Source organism: Bacillus sp. N3378-2at (assembly GCF_033412715.1).
GTDB lineage: Bacteria > Bacillota > Bacilli > Bacillales > Bacillaceae > Bacillus > Bacillus subtilis.
In genome coordinates this window covers 1,811,463-1,830,000 of sequence record NZ_CP117986.1, presented here as the reverse complement: position 1 = coordinate 1,830,000, position 18,538 = coordinate 1,811,463, and the positions used below count along the sequence as shown (strand labels likewise).

Here is an 18,538-nt window from a genome sequence, read left to right as displayed (position 1 = left end):
AACTTGCCGGTGTGGCGGAATTGGCAGACGCGCACGACTCAAAATCGTGTTCCTTCTGGAGTGTCGGTTCGACCCCGACCACCGGTATATTGAAAAACCCGTTTCTTAATAGACACGGGTTTTTATTTTTTATTAAAGAAAAGGAGCCGAGGCTCCTTTTTATACTTACTCAGCGTATTGGTCTAAGATCTCTTCTAACACCTCTTCAAGCTCTTCTGCATCTTCAAGCTCTGATTGGCTGAAACGGACGCGTACAAGCTGTTCTCCGTCATTATACATCTCTTCCAGCCATCCTCGCAGTCCTCTTGCCCTGCGGTCGACTTCGAAAATGATTTCCAAACCGTCTTCGTCTAAAAGGAAAATGAGCTCTAATTCATCAAGCATCTGACGATAATATCCGGAAGTCGGAACGAATTCGAATTCTTGAACGAACGGAAGGCGGCGTCGGAAGTAGGGCGCTTGTTCACAGTCTGCTTCGTTAAGACGGAAGCCCAGGTTTTCGATTGCTTCCAGCACATTTTCAATCCAAGGGTGCGCTTCAACGAAAATGCGGTCATGATCGGATTTATCGATACCGCCTTGAATGTCAAGGTCTGTCACCACGGTAACCTCTACTTTCCCTACAGTCATCGGCGTATCTAGAGGCAGAGTGAATGTAAACGGAAATTGATGCTCTTCACCAGGCTGTATGGTAAATGAACCAGTGACCCGGAAAGAATGAATTGTAGCGTATTTCCGGTGCTCTTCATCGTCTTTTACAATGACATACCGTGTGCTAAGCTGTAAATCGATATAACGGATGTCCTGAGCGATTTTTCCGCCTTTGACATGTACCGTTCCCTGTACTTCTTCTCCTGGAAAATATGCGTCTTTTTCTAAAATTGTATCTACTTTTGCAGCTCCAATTCCGGCACTTGCCGCAAGTTTCTTAAAAAATGACATGTTAGATCTTCCCCTTTTTCTTTTTTCTCAACAGATATACGCAAGAAGGAGGAAAAAAGATTCGTTTGATTCATACTTTTTTCCTATTATTCGTCTCGGCCTAGGGACAGACTAAGAATAATATTGAAAATAAAGGAGTGGATGGAAGTGAATAAAGAAAGTTTGGTTGCAGATGAATTACACAGAATGTTTTTGGCTGGTGAGCTGCAAATCACAGTAGAGGAGGATATAAACAATATTTCCGAAAGGCTGAGAAACGGCGATCTCAGTTTAGACCGATTAAGCGGTGAAGACGCGTTTATAAAAGAAACCGTAAATGAGGCTTTAAGAAGAGTGGAGCAATAAAAAAGAGACGGCATCTCATCTTTGAGATCCCGTCTCTTTTTGTGGTCTTTGCTGTAAGATAAATCTAATCGATTTGATTTGGAATTGCTCACCCGAGCCATCCCTTTTCTAACAGAAGATCTGACAGTTCATCATGGAGATAAACAGTTGTATCTAATTGATCATGCAATGCTATTCTGATGTGGGGATTTTCGGCTTCTGTTATTGCGACAGTGTATTTGTTAATGCTGGTTTTTATTGTTGTTAACAAATCAAGAATATCTTTGGGACAAAGACTTTGTTCAATGGGAAACCACCCCCTTTGTTTTTTTAGCAGCTCCTGATAAGAAAGTATTTGGCTTTGTTTCTTGCTTCTATACAAAATGCTATAATAAGCAACAAATTTTGTTGGGGGGTGTGATGATGAAGCAGATTATTGCGATGGGGGGCGGGGGTTTTTCGATGGAGCCGGATAATTTGTCCCTCGATCAATATATCCTCAATCAATCAAAACGAGAGCAGCCTCGTATTTGTTTTTTGCCGACGGCGAGCGGAGATTCCCAAAACTATATTCAGCGGTTTTATCATGCATTTCAAACACTGGATTGTGTGCCGTCTCACTTATCTTTGTTTAAGCCGCCATCAACAGATTTAACTTCTTTTGTTATGGAAATGGACGTGATTTATGTTGGCGGGGGAAATACGCGGAATTTACTTGTGTTATGGAAAGAGTGGGGGCTTGACCAGATTCTTAGGGAAGCATGGAAGAACGGTGTGGTTTTAGCTGGATTAAGTGCCGGTGCGATCTGCTGGTTTGAAGAAGGGGTGACGGATTCAGCCGGACCGCTGACAAGTTTGAAAAGTTTAGGTTTTTTGCAAGGGAGCTTTTGTCCCCATTATGACGGGGAAAAGGATCGGAGACCGGCATACCACCAGCTGATATCTAACAAGTTCTTATGCAGTGGCTATGCAGCGGATGATGGGGCTGCTCTCCATTTCATAAATGATCAGCTGTTTCAGACTGTGAGTTCAAGGTCGGAAGGAAAGGCATATCGGGTGATGATGGCTGAACATGAAATAGCTGAAATTCCGTTGCCGGTCAAATATTTAGGGTGAAATTGGCTGAATATTATCTATATTCCTCTTTTTTTCAGATTGATTTTATGATAAGATGAGTGCGAAATCAATAGTTACTGGGGGTGCCCGCTTTCGGGCTGAGAGAGAAGGTAAGCTTCTTAACCCTTTGGACCTGATCTGGTTCGTACCAGCGTGGGGAAGTAGAGGAATTGTTTTTGTTATTGTCTTGCTGGGCAATAATATGTTTCTTTCTGACTGTAACCGGGTTCATTTATATGAATCCGGTTTTTTGTGCTGGTTATGGGCTTGATTTTGTCCTTTCAAACGTAGAGAGGGGAAGGAAAAGTAATGCAAAACAATTCAGTGCAGCAAGCCAACATTTCCATTATGTCAAGTTTTTCAGGCAGCAAGAAGGTATACGTGGAGGGTTCTTCTTCGGACATCCAAGTGCCGATGAGGGAGATCCTATTGAGTCCGACGACGGGATCGTTCGGCGAAGAGGAAAACGCGCCTGTGCGTGTCTATGATACAAGCGGACCGTATACGGACCCTGAAGTAACCATTAATATTCAAGAAGGATTAAAGCCGCTCCGCCAAAAATGGATCACAGAGCGCGGTGACGTGGAAGAGTATGAAGGTCGGGCTATAAAACCAGAAGATAACGGTTATAAAAAAGCAAATCCAAACGTAAGCTACCCAGGATTAAAGCGGAAACCGCTGAGGGCGAAGGCAGGTCAAAATGTCACACAAATGTACTATGCAAAAAAGGGGATCATTACACCTGAGATGGAATTTATCGCCATTCGTGAGCATGTGTCTCCTGAATTCGTCAGAGACGAGGTAGCCAGCGGCCGGGCGATTATTCCTTCAAACATTAATCACCCTGAAAGTGAGCCAATGATTATCGGCCGGAATTTTCATGTGAAGATTAATGCAAATATCGGGAATTCAGCGGTTACGTCATCCATTGAAGAAGAAGTGGAAAAAATGACGTGGGCCATCCGCTGGGGAGCGGATACGATGATGGATCTCTCTACCGGAAAAGATATTCATACGACGCGTGAATGGATTATCCGCAATTGCCCCGTGCCTGTGGGAACTGTTCCGATTTATCAGGCGCTTGAAAAAGTAAACGGCGTAGCGGAGGATTTAACGTGGGAGATTTATCGTGATACGCTAATCGAGCAGGCAGAGCAGGGAGTGGATTATTTTACGATTCACGCGGGTGTTTTGCTTAGGTATGTACCGCTGACTGCCAAACGGACAACTGGTATTGTGTCACGCGGGGGAGCGATTATGGCGCAGTGGTGTCTGGCTCATCATCAAGAAAGCTTTTTATACACACATTTTGAAGAAATCTGTGAGATTATGAAAACGTATGATATTGCTTTCTCTCTTGGGGATGGTTTGCGTCCCGGATCAATTGCTGATGCCAATGACGAAGCGCAGTTTGCTGAATTAGAGACGCTTGGAGAGCTGACGCAAATTGCCTGGAAGCATGATGTTCAGGTGATGATTGAGGGTCCTGGACATGTTCCGATGCATAAAATCAAAGAGAACGTCGATAAACAAATGGACATTTGTAAAGAAGCGCCTTTTTACACATTGGGGCCGTTGACAACGGATATTGCTCCGGGATATGACCATATTACTTCAGCGATCGGAGCGGCGATGATCGGTTGGTACGGGACAGCAATGCTTTGTTATGTAACGCCGAAGGAGCATTTGGGGCTGCCAAACCGTGATGATGTTCGTGAAGGAGTCATTACATATAAGATCGCTGCGCACGCTGCGGACCTTGCAAAAGGGCATCCCGGAGCGCAAATCCGGGATGATGCGTTATCGAAAGCCCGTTTTGAATTCCGCTGGCGGGATCAGTTTAATTTATCTCTTGATCCGGAGAGAGCCCTTGAATACCATGATGAAACCCTGCCTGCTGAAGGAGCAAAAACCGCTCACTTTTGTTCCATGTGCGGTCCGAAATTTTGCAGCATGAGAATTTCACAGGATATTCGGGATTATGCGAAGAAAAACGATCTCAGTGAAGCAGAAGCCATAAATAAAGGATTAAAAGAAAAAGCAAAAGAGTTTGTCGATACGGGAAGCAATTTATATCAATAAAAAAGATGAAGATGGAGAATGCTCCATCTTCATTTTTTTAGAAAAACAGAGAGCGTCGAAGCGGAGGAATACTCTGTTCAAAGCGGAAAACATTTTCTGGATCATATGTCGTTTTGACACGGCGGAGTCGTTCAACGTTTTCGCCGTAATATGTTCTTGGCCAGTTTCTGATTTCCGATATCTGGCCAATTTACGTAGTCTCCCATCGTTTAACTCGAAAGTCCGGATCATCCCGTGTCACGATACGTCCGGTCAATTTTGTCTTTTCCACACACCCACATCTCTTTCTCTCGTATTTTAGTTTCTCTAGCTTATGCGTCAGGGGATAAGAGTGTATAAGGAAAAAGCGGGGATGTAATCTGATACAGTGTCAACTCCCTTAAAAAATAGTTGACAGGTCGGTATTGTATGAATTAACATGGTCAGTACAAATTTTTCAAATTTATCGCGCTGATCGGAACACCGAAGGCTCTTATCGTTTAGATAAGGGCCTTTTTTGTATGAAAAAGGAGGGATTATTGATGGGAGTCAAAAAAGAAAAGGGGAGAAAACGATTTAGGAAGCGAAAAACCTTCGGGAATCAGATTTTGCCGCTTGAGCTGCTGATTGAAAAAAACAAACGAGAGATTATAAACAGCGCGGAGCTCATGGAAGAAATTTATATGAAGATTGATGAGAAGCATACGCAATGTGTAACTAAATAGAAAAAAACCCGCTGATTTCAGCGGGTTTTTGCATTTCTACATTAAGCATCTTTTTTAATCGGCAATCCAAGGCCTTCTGCCACGCGTTTTCCGTATTCAGGATCCGCTTTGTAGAAGTGCTCGATTTGGCGCAGCTTGATTTCTTCTTTTTCTACCGGCTTCATAGCATTAACGATATTTTCAACAAGGCGGGTACGTTCATCTTCACTCATTAAACGATACAGATCACCGGCTTGAGTGTAGTGATCGTTGTGATCGTAGCTTACGCTGTCAGCGATACCTTGTACCGGATATGCTGCTTGCTTATCCTCAGGTGACTCTTTTGGACCGCCGAAGCTGTTAGGCTCGTAATACACAGATCCGCCGCCGTTATCATCAAAACGCATTTGCCCATCACGCTGATAATTGTTTACTTTGTTGCGTGCGCGGTTGATTGGCAGCGCTTGATGGTTTGCACCGACACGGTAGCGGTGTGCATCATGATAAGCAAACAGTCGGCCTTGAAGCATTTTATCCGGTGAAACATCAATACCAGGCACGAGGGTTCCAGGTGAAAATGTCGCTTGTTCTACCTCTGCAAAGTAGTTTTCCGGATTTCTGTCTAGAACCATGCGTCCGACCTCGATTAACGGGTAGTCTTTTTGAGACCAAACTTTTGTGACATCAAACGGATCGAAACGGTACGTATTTGCATCTTCTAAAGGCATGATTTGCACATATAGTTTCCATGCAGGATAATCACCGTTTTCGATTGCGTTGAAAAGGTCTTCTGTATGGTAATCAGGGTTTTCACCGGCAATTTTTGCTGCCGTATTGACATCAAGGTTTTTCACGCCTTGTTCTGTTTTAAAGTGATATTTAATCCATACGCCTTCGCCTTCGGCATTTGTCCATTTGAATGTATGGCTTCCGAAGCCGTGCATGTGGCGAAGTGTCGCAGGAATTCCGCGGTCAGACATCAGGATTGTCACTTGGTGCAGTGACTCTGGTGAAAGTGACCAGAAATCCCATACAGCCGTAGGGTTTTTCAGGTGTGTTTTTGGATCTCTTTTTTGTGTATGGATGAAATCAGGGAACTTAATCGCATCGCGGATAAAGAATACAGGCGTATTGTTGCCGACGATGTCGTAGTTTCCTTCTTCAGTATAAAATTTAACAGCAAATCCGCGCGGATCGCGAACTGTGTCAGCAGAGCCAAGTTCACCGGCAACTGTTGAGAAACGGATGAACAACGGTGTGCGTTTGCCGACTTCAGAAAGGAAAGCGGCTTTCGTGTATTTTGTTACGTCGTTTGTCACTTCAAAATATCCGTGTGCGCCTGCTCCTTTGGCGTGAACAACACGTTCAGGAACACGTTCTCGGTTGAAATGGGCCAATTTTTCGAGTAAATGTACATCTTGAATTAAAGTTGGTCCGCGAGAACCGGCAGTCATTGAGTTTTGATTATCTCCAACCGGAGCGCCCCAGCTAGTTGTCAGTTTATTTGAACTCATGTTATCACCTCTTGGAATTTATAAGAACATAATATCATCTCTAAGTAAAAAGTCAATATTATTTTATAATTATTATAAAATAGTTATCTCTATTAATCGATATCTAGTATCGAAAGTGTTGAAAAACCTTGTTGTAACAGCTTTTTATGACACTTAATAATTTTTGGAGAAATAATTTTTCCTTCTCTATTTGCGAAACAAGCAGAGTAAGTGATAAACAAGGATATCAAAAATCGTATTTAAAAAAGAGTTGACATATCGGAATAATTTGAATTAACATGTTATTCAAACAAAAAAACAATTGGGCAGCTGATCGGACCGCCGAAGGCTCTCATCTCTACAAGAACAGAGATGGGGGCCTTTTTGTTTTTTTGAAGGCGGGGTTGGCAGAAAGAGAGGGATAAAAGTGGCTGTGACCATCAGCATCAAAGAAAAGGCATTTGTTCAAGAGGGCCGCAAAAACACGGTCTTAGAGAACATAGAATTATCAATCGCACCAGGCGAATTTCTAACGCTTATCGGACCGAGCGGGTGTGGAAAAAGCACCCTGTTAAAGATTATTGCAGGGCTTGATTCTGAATATGACGGGAGTGTGGAAATTAACGGCCGCAGCGTAACAGCTCCGGGTATTCAGCAAGGATTTATTTTTCAGGAACACCGCCTCTTTCCTTGGCTGACTGTTGAGCAGAATATTGCAGCCGACTTGAATTTGAATGACCCAAAAGTCAAACAAAAGGTGGATGAACTGATCGAGATTGTCAGATTGAAAGGATCGGAAAAAGCATATCCGCGCGAGCTGTCAGGCGGCATGTCACAAAGAGTAGCCATCGCCCGGGCCCTTCTGCGGGAGCCTGAGGTGCTGCTTTTAGATGAACCGTTTGGTGCACTCGACGCTTTTACAAGAAAACACCTGCAGGACGTGCTGCTGGATATATGGAGGAGGAAAAAAACAACGATGATTCTCGTGACTCATGATATAGATGAATCTGTTTATTTAGGAAATGAGCTTGCGATCCTTAAGGCCAAACCGGGGAAAATCCATAAGCTGATGCCCATTCACCTGGCGTATCCGCGGAACCGGACGACTCCGGATTTCCAAGCGATCAGACAGAGAGTGCTGTCGGAATTCGAGAAAACAGAAGATTTGGAGTACGCAGAAGGATCAGGGATATAGAAAGGGCGGAAGCGGAAATGAAAAAAGGACTCATTGTATTGGTTGCCGTTATTTTTCTGCTCGCAGGCTGTGGAGCAAATGGAGCCAGCGGTGACCACAAACAATTGAAGGAAATTCGTATTGGTATTCAGCAAAGCTTAAGCCCGCTTTTGATCGCAAAAGAAAAAGGCTGGTTCGAAGATGCATTTGAAAAAGAAGGCATCAAAGTGAAATGGGTGGAGTTTCAAAGCGGTCCGCCCCAATTTGAAGGCCTTGCGGCAGACAAACTTGATTTTTCTCAAGTCGGTAATTCGCCTGTGATCGCTGGACAGGCGGCAGGCATTGACTTTAAAGAAATCGGTTTGTCTCAGGACGGCTTGAAAGCAAACGGCATCCTTGTCAATCGAAACAGCGGCATTCAAGACGTTAAGGGCTTAAAGGGGAAGAAAATTGCAGTCGCCAAAGGCAGCAGCGGGTTTGATTTTTTGTATAAAGCGCTTGATCAAGTGGGGTTGTCAGCTAACGATGTGACAATTATTCAGCTTCAGCCTGATGAAGCAGCTTCCGCATTTGAAAACGGATCTGTTGATGCCTGGTCCATTTGGGAGCCGTACTTGTCCTTAGAAACAATGAAACACGGAGCAAAAATCCTTGTGAACGGAGAAAGCACAGATTTATATTCACCGGGTTTTACTTTAGTAAGAACAAAGTTTTCAGAAGAGCATCCAGACGAAGTGGTCCGTTTTCTGAAGGTGTTTAATAAAGCCGTTGTATGGCAAAAGGAACATCTGGGTGAAGCAGCGGACTTATATTCTGACATTAAAGATCTCGATAAAAAGGTCGTCGAAAATGTGCTGAAAAATACTGAACCTCTGAATGAGGTCATCAGTGACGACATTGTAAAAGCGCAGCAGGAAACAGCAGATTTTCAATTTCGAACAAAGGCGATAGATAAGAAGATTGATGTGAAGGATGTTGTCGATAACAGTTTTATCAAAAAAGCATTAAAGGAACATTCCTCAGGAGGTGATCAATGATGAAAGCAGAGGCTGCGGGCTCGCTGCCCAAAACGAATGCGGAAGCGGTGCGAAAAAAGCCCGGAAGGAAGAGATACGGCTTTATGAAGGGGCTTTTACTGCCCGCTGTCATCATTGCCATCTGGCAGGTCATCGGCGGGCTGGGGATTGTGTCCGCTACAGTGCTGCCTACACCTGTTACGATTGTTCTGACCTTTAAGGAGCTTATTTTGTCCGGCGAACTGTTCGGCCATCTGCAAATCAGCATTTATCGGGCGGCGCTTGGTTTTTTGCTTGGCGCAGGGCTTGGATTGATGATCGGGATTTTGGCCGGATTCTCCAAACGGACGGAGCTGTATCTTGATCCGTCGTTGCAAATGCTTAGAACCGTACCTCATCTGGCCGTCACGCCGCTGTTTATTTTATGGTTCGGATTTGACGAAGTATCTAAAATTTTGCTGATTGCGCTCGGTGCCTTCTTTCCTGTCTATATCAATACGTTTAACGGCATCCGCGGGGTTGACGCGAAGCTGTTTGAAGTCGCCCGGGTGCTTGAATTTAAATGGCATCAGCAAATATCCAAAGTGATATTGCCGGCAGCCCTGCCCAATATATTGCTAGGCATTCGCTTATCGCTCGGCATTGCATGGCTCGGGCTCGTTGTGGCAGAGCTGATGGGCTCAAGCGCGGGAGTCGGCTATATGATCATGGATGCGAGACAGTTTTCACAAACGAATAAAGTCTTTGCAGGGATTATCATTTTTGCAGTGGTTGGAAAGCTGACGGATTCCTTCGTCAGGCTGCTTGAACGAAAGCTGTTAAAGTGGAGAAACAGCTACGAAGGATAAAAGATATAAGGGGAGATGAATATGGAAATTCTTTGGTTTATACCGACTCATGGAGACGCGAGATATTTAGGATCTGAAAGTGATGGACGGACTGCGGATCATCTTTACTTTAAACAAGTCGCGCAGGCGGCAGACAGGCTGGGATATACAGGAGTTCTTCTGCCGACGGGAAGATCGTGCGAGGACCCGTGGCTTACAGCGTCGGCACTGGCAGGAGAAACAAAGGACTTAAAGTTTTTAGTCGCGGTAAGACCTGGTTTAATGCAGCCTTCTCTGGCAGCCAGAATGACGTCCACTCTAGACCGCATTTCAGACGGCCGGCTGCTGATCAACGTTGTGGCTGGGGGCGATCCGTATGAGCTGGCAGGCGATGGCCTGTTTATCAGCCATGATGAGCGCTACGAGGCAACAGACGAATTTTTAACCGTTTGGCGGAGACTTTTGCAGGGAGAAACGGTTTCCTATGAAGGAAAGCATATAAAAGTGGAAAACAGCAATCTACTTTTCCCGCCGCAGCAAGAGCCGCATCCGCCCATCTATTTCGGTGGTTCGTCACAGGCTGGGATTGAAGCTGCCGCAAAGCATACAGACGTGTACTTGACATGGGGTGAGCCGCCTGAACAAGTAAAAGAAAAAATAGAAAGAGTCAAAAAGCAAGCGGCAAAAGAAGGGAGATCCGTTCGATTTGGCATTAGGCTGCATGTCATTGCCCGTGAAACTGAACAAGAGGCATGGGAAGCGGCAGAGCGCTTGATCAGCCACTTGGATGATGACACCATTGCCAAAGCGCAGGCTGCTTTGAGCCGTTACGACTCTTCAGGCCAGCAGCGGATGGCCGTCCTTCATCAAGGAGATCGGACGAAGCTTGAAATCAGCCCGAATCTGTGGGCGGGGATCGGTCTGGTCAGAGGAGGGGCAGGAACAGCCCTTGTCGGTGATCCGCAGACGATTGCTAACCGGATAGCGGAGTACCAGGCACTCGGCATAGAATCGTTTATATTCTCAGGCTATCCGCATTTAGAAGAAGCGTATTATTTTGCAGAGCTTGTATTTCCGCTTTTGCCGTTTGAAAATGATCGGACGAGAAAGCTTCAGAACAAAAGGGGAGAAGCGGTAGGAAACACTTATTTTGTCAAAGAGAAAAATGCATGAGTTTAATGAAAATACAGCCCCCGAACATGGTATGATATTCAAAAAAAGGGTTTTTTTCTGAAAACATTGAGAAGCGCGGCAGTCATTTGCCTCATAGCTATGCTGTCAGCATGCGGACATTCAAAACAGATGGAAATCAAAGCGGCGGACATATCAGATCTTGAAAAAAACAGAATGGATGTCGCAGCTTCACAGGCATTCACTGCCGAAGCCGTCAATATCGGTGAAGGTATTTCTTCAGCTGACATGTACATCGAACACTATCAAAAGGGAAAGCTTGTTGAGACGGTTGGCCCAGTTCGTGCAGATTATTCAGAGGAAAAACCCGATACCATACAATTTGTTTATTTTGTGAATGAAGAGGGGGAAGGAAAGGATAAACACACCACCATTCATTTTGGCATTGTGGATAAACAGGGAAATATAGCGGCTGATTCATCGGTGAAACGCGACGATAGCGCAACACAGGAAATGACTCAGAATATTTCATCGCCGGAACCGATTTCTTTCGAGAAGCCTGTTTTGATCGGCAGCAGTATTAGAGGGACTGACGAGACAATGCATACCTCTGAACATAAAAAAGAGCTCATTAAGCATCAAGATGCGTTACTGTATTATGTGAAATTGCATCATTAGAAACGGGCGGCTTCAGGCCGTCTGTTTTACAAAGCGGTATGCTTGCTTTTTTGAATGGTGCATGATACATTTTAAATCGTAACAATTTCGATTTAAAGGGAGGCTATGTGACTTGGCTAAAAAATCAAAAGTGGCAAAAGAGTTAAAACGCCAACAGCTTGTTGAGCAATACGCTGGTATTAGACGCGAGTTGAAGGAAAAAGGAGATTACGAGGCACTCAGCAAGCTGCCAAGAGATTCAGCACCGGGAAGGCTCCACAACCGCTGTATGGTAACGGGACGCCCGAGAGGATATATGAGGAAGTTTAAAATGTCCAGAATCGCTTTCAGGGAGCTGGCCCATAAAGGCCAGGTTCCCGGTGTGAAAAAAGCAAGCTGGTAAGAAAAAACTCCGGCCGCTTACAGCGCGCCGGAGTTTTTTTCGTTTTTCTTGAAAGAGATGACGTAGGAAAGGTGCTGGATGATCATGATGATAAACACAATAATAATAGGGAAAAACGGAATGCGCGATTGAAATAGCGGATAAAAAATGAGAAGAACCGCTGCGGCAGGCAGCGAGAAGTAGACAGCGATATATGACGCGCGGCATGCTTTTGCCGTCATCATCTGCTCTCTTTCATCCTGCTCTTCAAACTCATCAGGCAGAAGTAGCTGCTTTCTGGCAGGGCGGCTTTTTTTCTGTAAGGACAAATAAACCGCAGACGCCGCAACAAACAGAATAAAGGGAGTGAGGTTTAAATCAAATACCATCCCGCCGCTCTTTGTGCCGAAAAAAGATGCTATGTCTTCTGAGGCTTCAAAGTATGAAATCAGCGCCCAGCATGCAAGGCCAAATAAAACAAGGTGAAAAGCTGCTTTTGTTTTCATGCTCATCTTAGTTTTCCTCCTCTAACCAAAAGACATCCTCCATTTTCATGGAGAAGGCTTTGCAGATTTTCAGTGCTAACAGCAGTGAGGGAACATAATCGCCTTTTTCAATCGCTGCCACAGTCTGTCTTGTGACGCCGACCGTTTCTCCGAGTTTTTCCTGAGAATAGCCGAAGCGTGCCCTCAGCTCTTTTACTTTATTTTTCATCATGACGTCTGTCCCCTTCACAATCTCGATTGATTATATTGTATAGTATACTTAACATTATGTAAATGAAACATAACAACTTTACAAAAAGATAACTTTTTTTCGACAAAATTTTTATATTCCCTTGACGAAAAATAAATAAACATGTAATATAAAAAAAGTCAGAGCGGTACTGTTGCTGACAATCACAAATGCGGGTGTAGTTTAGTGGTAAAACCTCAGCCTTCCAAGCTGATGTCGTGAGTTCGATTCTCATCACCCGCTCCATACATACGTTATTAACGCAGTGTTTCGTTTCTCAGATGAACGAAGTATTGCGTTTTTTTATGTGAAAAAGAACACGGTATTCGTGTTCTTTTACGTAAGCCAATGTACTGTATAGGTGCCGCCGTGAATTTGTTCAAACATTTTCGTTAATGATGATAAGAGGTTAACAGCGCTGCTTTTCTCAATCGATGGCGGGAAAAAAATGATTTGCAGCATATTCTTAGTCTCGTTTGAAACGGGATAGTGGTTGACGTTGTTTTTGAAATCGCCAAAAATGCCGTTTTCATCAGAGAAAAGCAGTATGTTTTCTTTTTCTCCCAATGAGATCCGGACCGGCTCATGAAGCTTTCCGGCATCATAAATCATAATAGGCAGAGAATATTTTAATGCGAAAAAATCGATTGTGTCATGGGCCGAGTCTATACTTTCCATGAATTGTTCCTTGGATATCGGGACCAGCATGTCCTCCATTGGGGTTGTTTCTCCCTCAAATGAAGGGTTAAGCTGTTTAAAGAGTTCCTGCCATTCCTTGACGAAGGATTCATCGGATATACCGCCGTCCGCATAGTCGAAAAACAAGGATTCTTGAAACAGGCGGAGTCTGCCTTTCAGCATTTGCGGTGAGGAGCCGACTTCGATATTCTCATAAATGACAGCAGCTGCATGTAAGCCGGCCGCACGTTCAGTAATAACAGAATCAAGTTTGATATTCACTAGCATTCACTCCAGTTACGTGATATCAACCTATTATAAACGCTGTATCGTTTTATCACAAAGAAAGGAGGCTGTGCAAAACATGAACGTTTATCAGCTCAAAGAAGAATTAATTGAATACGCGAAAAGCATTGGCGTGGACAAGATTGGTTTTACGACCGCTGATACTTTTGACAGTTTAAAAGACCGTTTGATTCTTCAAGAATCACTCGGCTATCTCTCCGGCTTTGAAGAGCCGGATATCGAAAAAAGGGTGACGCCGAAGCTTCTTTTGCCGAAAGCGAAATCAATAGTGGCAATTGCTCTCGCATATCCTTCCAGAATGAAGGATGCGCCGAGAAGCACGAGAACTGAGCGCAGGGGCATTTTTTGCAGAGCCTCCTGGGGAAAAGACTATCATGATGTGCTGAGGGAAAAGCTTGATCTGCTGGAGGATTTTCTAAAAAGCAAGCATGAGGATATCAGAACGAAGTCAATGGTTGATACAGGTGAATTGTCTGATCGCGCCGTTGCGGAACGTGCCGGAATTGGATTCAGTGCGAAAAACTGTATGATCACAACACCCGAGTATGGCTCTTATGTGTATTTGGCGGAAATGATCACAAATATCCCTTTTGAGCCTGATGTGCCGATTGAAGATATGTGCGGGTCCTGCACGAAATGCTTGGACGCCTGTCCGACGGGAGCACTGGTTAATCCCGGGCAGCTTAATGCGCAGCGCTGCATCTCTTTTCTGACCCAGACAAAAGGATTTTTACCTGATGAATTCCGGACAAAAATCGGAAACCGCCTGTACGGGTGCGATACGTGCCAAACGGTATGCCCTCTCAATAAAGGGAAGGATTTTCATCTTCATCCGGAAATGGAGCCTGATCCTGAGATTGCCAAACCGTTATTGAAGCCGCTTTTGACCATCAGCAATCGGGAATTTAAGGAGAAATTCGGGCATGTCTCAGGTTCTTGGCGCGGAAAAAAACCGATTCAGCGAAACGCCATTCTCGCGCTTGCGCATTTTAAGGATGCTTCCGCACTGCCTGAATTGACGGAACTGATGCACAAGGATCCGCGTCCTGTCATCAGGGGGACAGCCGCATGGGCAATCGGAAAAATCGGAGACCCCGCATACGCGGAAGAGCTTGAAAAAGCGCTGGAAAAAGAGAAGGATGAAGAGGCAAAGCTGGAAATTGAAAAAGGAATTGATTTGCTAAAAGCTTCAGGCATGACTAAACGAGGCTTGTCCTGACATACGTATAGAGCAGAAGGAAAAAACACTTGAGATCATCCAAGTGTTTTTTCTCTATAAAAAAGTATGGCGGGTGGGGTGAGCTTGAAGCACATTTTAGAACAATTAGCGGAGGAGCGGCTGGGCTTTCTGGTTAACGGGCATGCTATGAGACAGGAGTCTCAAGTCGGAGACCTTAAAGTCATGGAGCGTAAGAAAAAGCTTCTGGAAAAACGTAAAGTTGACATCATAAAAGCGAAAGCAAAGGCCGTGATTAATCATGTGCGGGTTGAGGATGACGGAACGACCTGCCTTTCGTATACCATTCATTACGAATACGTGTGTAAGGAACAAGATGACAGCTTGTATATAGAAGAGCACATAGAGGAGCGAATGGCTTTCCTGTATGATCACATTTTGATTAGTGATCAGGAAATTGCGAAAAAGCCGGCTGGATTTCATGAAGGGACCAGTATTATTGACTATTCTGAAGCTGAAGAGGAAAGAGAAGCGTTTGGCAGGGCTTTTCAATACGATCGTCTCGGCGCTGTCCAATATGCCGAGAAATTTTGGAACAAGCGCAATCCTGCTTATAAAAATTTCAGCGATAACTGTACAAATTTTATTTCTCAGTGTCTTCATGCAGGAGGCGCGCCGATGCGCGGTCATCCGAACAGGGGATCAGGCTGGTGGATGAAACAAAGCTCATGGAGCTACAGCTGGACGGTGGCGCACTCTATGAAAATGTATTTGTCGAATTCAAAGGCCGGACTGCGTGCGGTGCGGGTGAAATCAGCGGAAGAACTGATGCCGGGCGATGTGATTTGCTATGACTTCGAAGGAGACGGCCGCTTTAATCATACAACGATTGTCGTGGCAAAGGACAAAGGCAATATGCCGCTTGTCAACGCCCAGACCTATGACAGCCGGATGAGGTATTGGTCATATGAGGATTCTACAGCATACACGCAGTCAATACGATATGCCTTTTTTCATATCGTTGATGATACGACAAAAGAGTAATTAATGTTATAATGATGGGCGGATAAGAAAAACAGAGGTGAACATTGTGGCATTACATGTCGTTTTATATCAACCAGAAATTCCCGCTAACACAGGGAATATTGCACGTACTTGTGCAGCAACCAATACAACGCTACACCTGATTCGTCCGCTCGGCTTTTCAACGGATGATAAAATGCTGAAGCGTGCCGGACTCGATTATTGGGAGTTTGTTAATGTTGTGTATCATGATTCGTTAGAAGAATTGTTTGAGGCATATGAAAAAGGCCAGTTTTTCTTTATTACAAAATTTGGCCAGCAGCCTCATACATCATTTGATTACACTGATCTTGACGAGGATTATTTCTTCGTGTTCGGAAGAGAAACAAGCGGTTTGCCAAAGGATTTAATTCAAAATAATATGGACCGCTGCCTGCGTCTTCCGATGACAGAGCATGTCAGATCGTTAAACCTGTCCAATACTGCCGCGATTCTTGTTTATGAAGCGCTGCGCCAGCAAAATTACCGTGATTTAAAATAGTGAAAAAACCCGCTCATCGATGATGGGCGGGTTTTTTTGCGGATGTTGAAATGCTTTGTTTCGTTTTTGGGCTTAACAACGTAACAGTGTTATGTTACAATGTACCCATCAAAGGAGCTGGACTTATGGAAGAACAATTAATCTCTAAAAAAGAATTACTTGAAAGAACATCGATTTCATACGGTCAGCTGTATCGATGGAAGCGGAAAAACTTAATACCTGAGGAATGGTTTATTCGTAAATCCACATTTACAGGGCAAGAGACGTTTTTTCCGAGAGAGGAGATTTTAAAACGTATATCAATGATTCAAAAGATGAAAGAAAATTTGTCTTTGGATGAAATGAGGGAAATGCTGTCGCCGAAAATGAAGGATGTCAGCATGACCGCTGATGAATTGCTTCATAAAGGTTTGGTTTCAAGGCCTGCTCTTGAAGCCTATTCAGAAGACGGAGGAAGTCCGGTTTTTTCATCCAGCGATTTGCTTTCGCTATATGTGCTTGAGGGACTGCTGCAGTCTGGAAATGTCAGCCTTGCAGAAGCAAAAATGGCTGCAGAGGTATTAAAGAAGCATGATAATGAAGAGATTGAAAAACAGACGGAGCTGATTGTGCTCCGCAAGCTCGGTGTCACAACTTGTTTTATAGCGGCTGCGGCGGACAGCATTTTGTTTGAATCATCCGTAAAGGTTGTGGAACGGGTAGATTTATTAAAAGCTTCAGAGGAATTAAAAACAACATTTATGCAGGAGGGCCATCAATGGATGTAGTGGAAAAGCTGGTGATAAACGGATCAGGAAGTTCAAAGGGAGGAACATTTCAATCTGTTGAGATTAATGGCAGCGGGACAGTGGCCGGGGACGTGGAGTGTGACACTTTTTCTTTTAATGGAAACGGAAAAGTCGACGGCAGCGTCAAAGCGAAAGCGGTAACCATCAGCGGTTCAGGAAAGATACATGGAGACGTTGAAGCAGAATCTATCCGGATGAATGGCACTGGTTTTATTCAAGGAGAGGTATCTGCAAAACAATTGAAAATCGCTGGATCATCAACATTTGGCGGCACTGTCAAGGCTGATGGCATTGACATTAGCGGAAAAGCTGTCATGGAAGCAGATTGTGAAACAGAAACCTTTCAATCAGAAGGGAAATGCAAAATCAGCGGGCTTTTAAATGCAGACCAGGTGATCATTAAGCTTTCTGCAGGGGAAAGCTATGTGCGGGAGATCGGCTGCCGCCATCTTCAAGTGACCTGCAGAAAAGGAATGCTGACATTGCTCAGATTAATGCCGCAGCCTGTTCTAACAGCAGAGCTGATCGAAGGTGACGTGATTGAATTGACAAATACAAAGGCGAAAACCGTGCGCGGAAATAAAGTGGTCATCGGCCCGGATTGCCAGATTGAAACCGTCGAATACAGTGGGGACTATACCTGTGATCCAAGCGCGTCGGTTGAAACATCCACAAAGTTGTAAGGAGGATCGTAATGGAGACAACAAAACTGGGAAATTTAAAATTATATGGCGCTGGGCATGCCGCAGGAGGCGCGTATCACAATGTCAGCATCAAAGGAGAAGGTGTAGTTGGAGAAGGGCTGTCTGCTGTAGGATGCCGCATATACGGAACGGGCCTTTTTCTCGGAAAAGCAGAGACTGAGCGGCTGCGTGTGCTCGGAGAAAGTGAATGTAAAGGCGATCTGACAGCCGGCAAAATCAATATATATGGGATAATGAAAGTCAGCGGCTCACTTCAATTTGATCGATTCAATCTGAAAGGCCAGACTGAAATTGGCGGGAATATGACTGGAGAATCCTGCGATGTGAAAGGGAAGCTTAGCGTAAAAGGTGATTGTGAAACAGAAATGTTCCATGTCACAGGCTGTGTTGATGTATCGGGGTTATTAAATTCGGGTGAGATCAAGCTGGGATTGAGCCATGATATAAGCCATGTGCAGGAAATCGGCGGAACAACAATTACAGTGAAAAGACGCGCGAGTTTTTTTAACCGGAAGAAAGTGAAGCTGATCGCCGATGTCATAGAAGGAGATCGGGTTTATTTGGAGAATACCGAAGCGGCAGTTGTCAGGGGAAAAGAAGTGATCATCGGGCCGGGATGCAGTATCGGAACAATTGAGTACGAAAACAAATATGAATGCGATCCGCATTCACAGATTAAAGAAAAAACAAAACTGTAAAACATTGTTCTGTTATACAAAAAGGGTGCTCTTTCAGGAGCACCCTTTTTTATTCTTTTCC

Annotated in this window: 22 protein-coding genes, 2 tRNA genes, 1 pseudogene and 1 riboswitch; of the genes and pseudogenes, 18 read left to right on the top strand and 7 right to left on the bottom strand. The window is 44.4% G+C overall.

Features of this window, described 5'->3' with window-relative positions; genetic code table 11:
• Window positions 1–5 precede the first annotated feature (5 nt).
• Window positions 6–87, top strand: a tRNA-Leu gene (locus PUN35_RS10030).
• A 78-nt stretch (window positions 88–165) separates the two neighbouring features.
• Here the strand turns inward: PUN35_RS10030 and spo0M are convergent.
• Window positions 166–942, bottom strand: a complete 777-nt coding sequence (gene spo0M, locus PUN35_RS10025; protein ID WP_014479227.1) for a sporulation control protein Spo0M — start codon at window positions 940–942, stop codon at window positions 166–168.
• 141 nt (window positions 943–1,083) lie between these two features.
• Between spo0M and PUN35_RS10020 the strand changes: the two genes are divergently transcribed.
• A complete protein-coding gene (locus tag PUN35_RS10020) occupies window positions 1,084–1,287 on the top strand; it encodes a hypothetical protein (protein ID WP_014479229.1) in 204 nt (67 codons plus the stop codon).
• 88 nt (window positions 1,288–1,375) lie between these two features.
• On the opposite strand, the gene PUN35_RS10015 is transcribed toward PUN35_RS10020, so the two are convergent.
• Window positions 1,376–1,648 (bottom strand): spore coat protein, encoded by a 273-nt coding sequence (locus PUN35_RS10015; protein WP_014479230.1) that lies wholly within the window; start codon window positions 1,646–1,648, stop codon window positions 1,376–1,378.
• A gap of 41 nt (window positions 1,649–1,689) precedes the next feature.
• Here PUN35_RS10015 and PUN35_RS10010 point away from each other — a divergent pair, with 41 nt between their 5' ends.
• Window positions 1,690–2,382, top strand: coding sequence for a Type 1 glutamine amidotransferase-like domain-containing protein (locus PUN35_RS10010; protein ID WP_032725255.1), 693 nt, complete (start codon window positions 1,690–1,692; stop codon window positions 2,380–2,382).
• Between the two features lie 69 nt (window positions 2,383–2,451).
• A riboswitch (TPP riboswitch) is annotated at window positions 2,452–2,559 on the top strand.
• A gap of 132 nt (window positions 2,560–2,691) precedes the next feature.
• Window positions 2,692–4,464 carry a phosphomethylpyrimidine synthase ThiC gene (gene thiC, locus PUN35_RS10005; RefSeq protein WP_014479232.1) on the top strand — a complete coding sequence of 591 codons (1,773 nt, stop codon included), beginning with the start codon at window positions 2,692–2,694 and terminating at the stop codon, window positions 4,462–4,464.
• 37 nt (window positions 4,465–4,501) lie between these two features.
• Here thiC and PUN35_RS10000 read toward each other — a convergent pair.
• Window positions 4,502–4,673: pseudogene (locus PUN35_RS10000) on the bottom strand (BBE domain-containing protein); the annotation flags it as partial.
• Between the two features lie 312 nt (window positions 4,674–4,985).
• On the opposite strand from PUN35_RS10000, the gene senS reads away from it, so the two are divergent.
• Window positions 4,986–5,168 (top strand): transcriptional regulator SenS, encoded by a 183-nt coding sequence (gene senS, locus PUN35_RS09995; protein WP_014479234.1) that lies wholly within the window; start codon window positions 4,986–4,988, stop codon window positions 5,166–5,168.
• Window positions 5,169–5,209: 41 nt separating this feature from the next.
• Here the strand turns inward: senS and katA are convergent, their stop codons facing one another.
• Complete coding sequence (katA, locus tag PUN35_RS09990) at window positions 5,210–6,661, bottom strand: catalase KatA (protein ID WP_014476225.1); 1,452 nt, start codon at window positions 6,659–6,661, stop codon at window positions 5,210–5,212.
• 406 nt (window positions 6,662–7,067) lie between these two features.
• On the opposite strand from katA, the gene PUN35_RS09985 reads away from it, so the two are divergent.
• The 6 genes from PUN35_RS09985 to rpsN all read left to right on the top strand — a co-directional run bounded on the left by PUN35_RS09985 (window position 7,068) and on the right by rpsN (window position 11,848).
• The gene (locus tag PUN35_RS09985; protein WP_014479236.1) at window positions 7,068–7,835 is read left to right on the top strand and encodes an ABC transporter ATP-binding protein; all 768 of its coding nucleotides are present in this window, start codon (window positions 7,068–7,070) and stop codon (window positions 7,833–7,835) included.
• 17 nt (window positions 7,836–7,852) lie between these two features.
• Complete coding sequence (locus PUN35_RS09980; protein WP_014479237.1) at window positions 7,853–8,851, top strand: aliphatic sulfonate ABC transporter substrate-binding protein; 999 nt, start codon at window positions 7,853–7,855, stop codon at window positions 8,849–8,851.
• Complete coding sequence (locus PUN35_RS09975; RefSeq protein ID WP_014479238.1) at window positions 8,848–9,678, top strand: ABC transporter permease; 831 nt, start codon at window positions 8,848–8,850, stop codon at window positions 9,676–9,678. The genes PUN35_RS09980 and PUN35_RS09975 overlap by 4 nt, the downstream gene beginning before the upstream one ends.
• A gap of 21 nt (window positions 9,679–9,699) precedes the next feature.
• On the top strand, window positions 9,700–10,830 hold the full coding sequence (gene ssuD, locus PUN35_RS09970; RefSeq protein WP_014479239.1) for an FMNH2-dependent alkanesulfonate monooxygenase: 1,131 nt from the start codon (window positions 9,700–9,702) through the stop codon (window positions 10,828–10,830).
• A gap of 99 nt (window positions 10,831–10,929) precedes the next feature.
• Complete coding sequence (locus tag PUN35_RS09965; RefSeq protein ID WP_014479240.1) at window positions 10,930–11,466, top strand: hypothetical protein; 537 nt, start codon at window positions 10,930–10,932, stop codon at window positions 11,464–11,466.
• Between the two features lie 112 nt (window positions 11,467–11,578).
• Window positions 11,579–11,848, top strand: coding sequence for a 30S ribosomal protein S14 (gene rpsN, locus PUN35_RS09960; RefSeq protein ID WP_014479242.1), 270 nt, complete (start codon window positions 11,579–11,581; stop codon window positions 11,846–11,848).
• Between the two features lie 17 nt (window positions 11,849–11,865).
• Here the strand turns inward: rpsN and PUN35_RS09955 are convergent, their stop codons facing one another.
• Both PUN35_RS09955 and PUN35_RS09950 read right to left on the bottom strand, forming a co-directional pair.
• The gene (locus tag PUN35_RS09955) at window positions 11,866–12,339 is read right to left on the bottom strand and encodes a hypothetical protein (protein ID WP_014479243.1); all 474 of its coding nucleotides are present in this window, start codon (window positions 12,337–12,339) and stop codon (window positions 11,866–11,868) included.
• A 1-nt stretch (window position 12,340) separates the two neighbouring features.
• Window positions 12,341–12,541, bottom strand: a complete 201-nt coding sequence (locus PUN35_RS09950; protein WP_009966860.1) for a helix-turn-helix transcriptional regulator — start codon at window positions 12,539–12,541, stop codon at window positions 12,341–12,343.
• Window positions 12,542–12,734: 193 nt separating this feature from the next.
• On the opposite strand from PUN35_RS09950, the gene PUN35_RS09945 reads away from it, so the two are divergent.
• Window positions 12,735–12,808, top strand: a tRNA-Gly gene (locus tag PUN35_RS09945).
• Between the two features lie 90 nt (window positions 12,809–12,898).
• Here the strand turns inward: PUN35_RS09945 and PUN35_RS09940 are convergent.
• Entirely contained in the window at window positions 12,899–13,522 is a 624-nt protein-coding gene (locus tag PUN35_RS09940) for a B3/B4 domain-containing protein (protein ID WP_014479244.1), read from the bottom strand.
• Between the two features lie 82 nt (window positions 13,523–13,604).
• On the opposite strand from PUN35_RS09940, the gene queG reads away from it, so the two are divergent.
• The 6 genes from queG to PUN35_RS09910 all read left to right on the top strand — a co-directional run bounded on the left by queG (window position 13,605) and on the right by PUN35_RS09910 (window position 18,477).
• Complete coding sequence (queG, locus tag PUN35_RS09935; RefSeq protein ID WP_014479245.1) at window positions 13,605–14,765, top strand: tRNA epoxyqueuosine(34) reductase QueG; 1,161 nt, start codon at window positions 13,605–13,607, stop codon at window positions 14,763–14,765.
• Between the two features lie 66 nt (window positions 14,766–14,831).
• Window positions 14,832–15,767 carry an amidase domain-containing protein gene (locus tag PUN35_RS09930; RefSeq protein ID WP_072592515.1) on the top strand — a complete coding sequence of 312 codons (936 nt, stop codon included), beginning with the start codon at window positions 14,832–14,834 and terminating at the stop codon, window positions 15,765–15,767.
• 37 nt (window positions 15,768–15,804) lie between these two features.
• Entirely contained in the window at window positions 15,805–16,287 is a 483-nt protein-coding gene (gene trmL, locus PUN35_RS09925) for a tRNA (uridine(34)/cytosine(34)/5-carboxymethylaminomethyluridine(34)-2'-O)-methyltransferase TrmL (RefSeq protein WP_003233442.1), read from the top strand.
• A gap of 125 nt (window positions 16,288–16,412) precedes the next feature.
• On the top strand, window positions 16,413–17,054 hold the full coding sequence (locus PUN35_RS09920) for a YhbD family protein (protein ID WP_014479247.1): 642 nt from the start codon (window positions 16,413–16,415) through the stop codon (window positions 17,052–17,054).
• On the top strand, window positions 17,045–17,758 hold the full coding sequence (locus tag PUN35_RS09915) for a bactofilin family protein (RefSeq protein WP_014479248.1): 714 nt from the start codon (window positions 17,045–17,047) through the stop codon (window positions 17,756–17,758). The genes PUN35_RS09920 and PUN35_RS09915 overlap by 10 nt, the downstream gene beginning before the upstream one ends.
• 11 nt (window positions 17,759–17,769) lie before the next feature.
• A complete protein-coding gene (locus PUN35_RS09910; protein WP_003233436.1) occupies window positions 17,770–18,477 on the top strand; it encodes a hypothetical protein in 708 nt (235 codons plus the stop codon).
• Window positions 18,478–18,538: the final 61 nt, after the last annotated feature.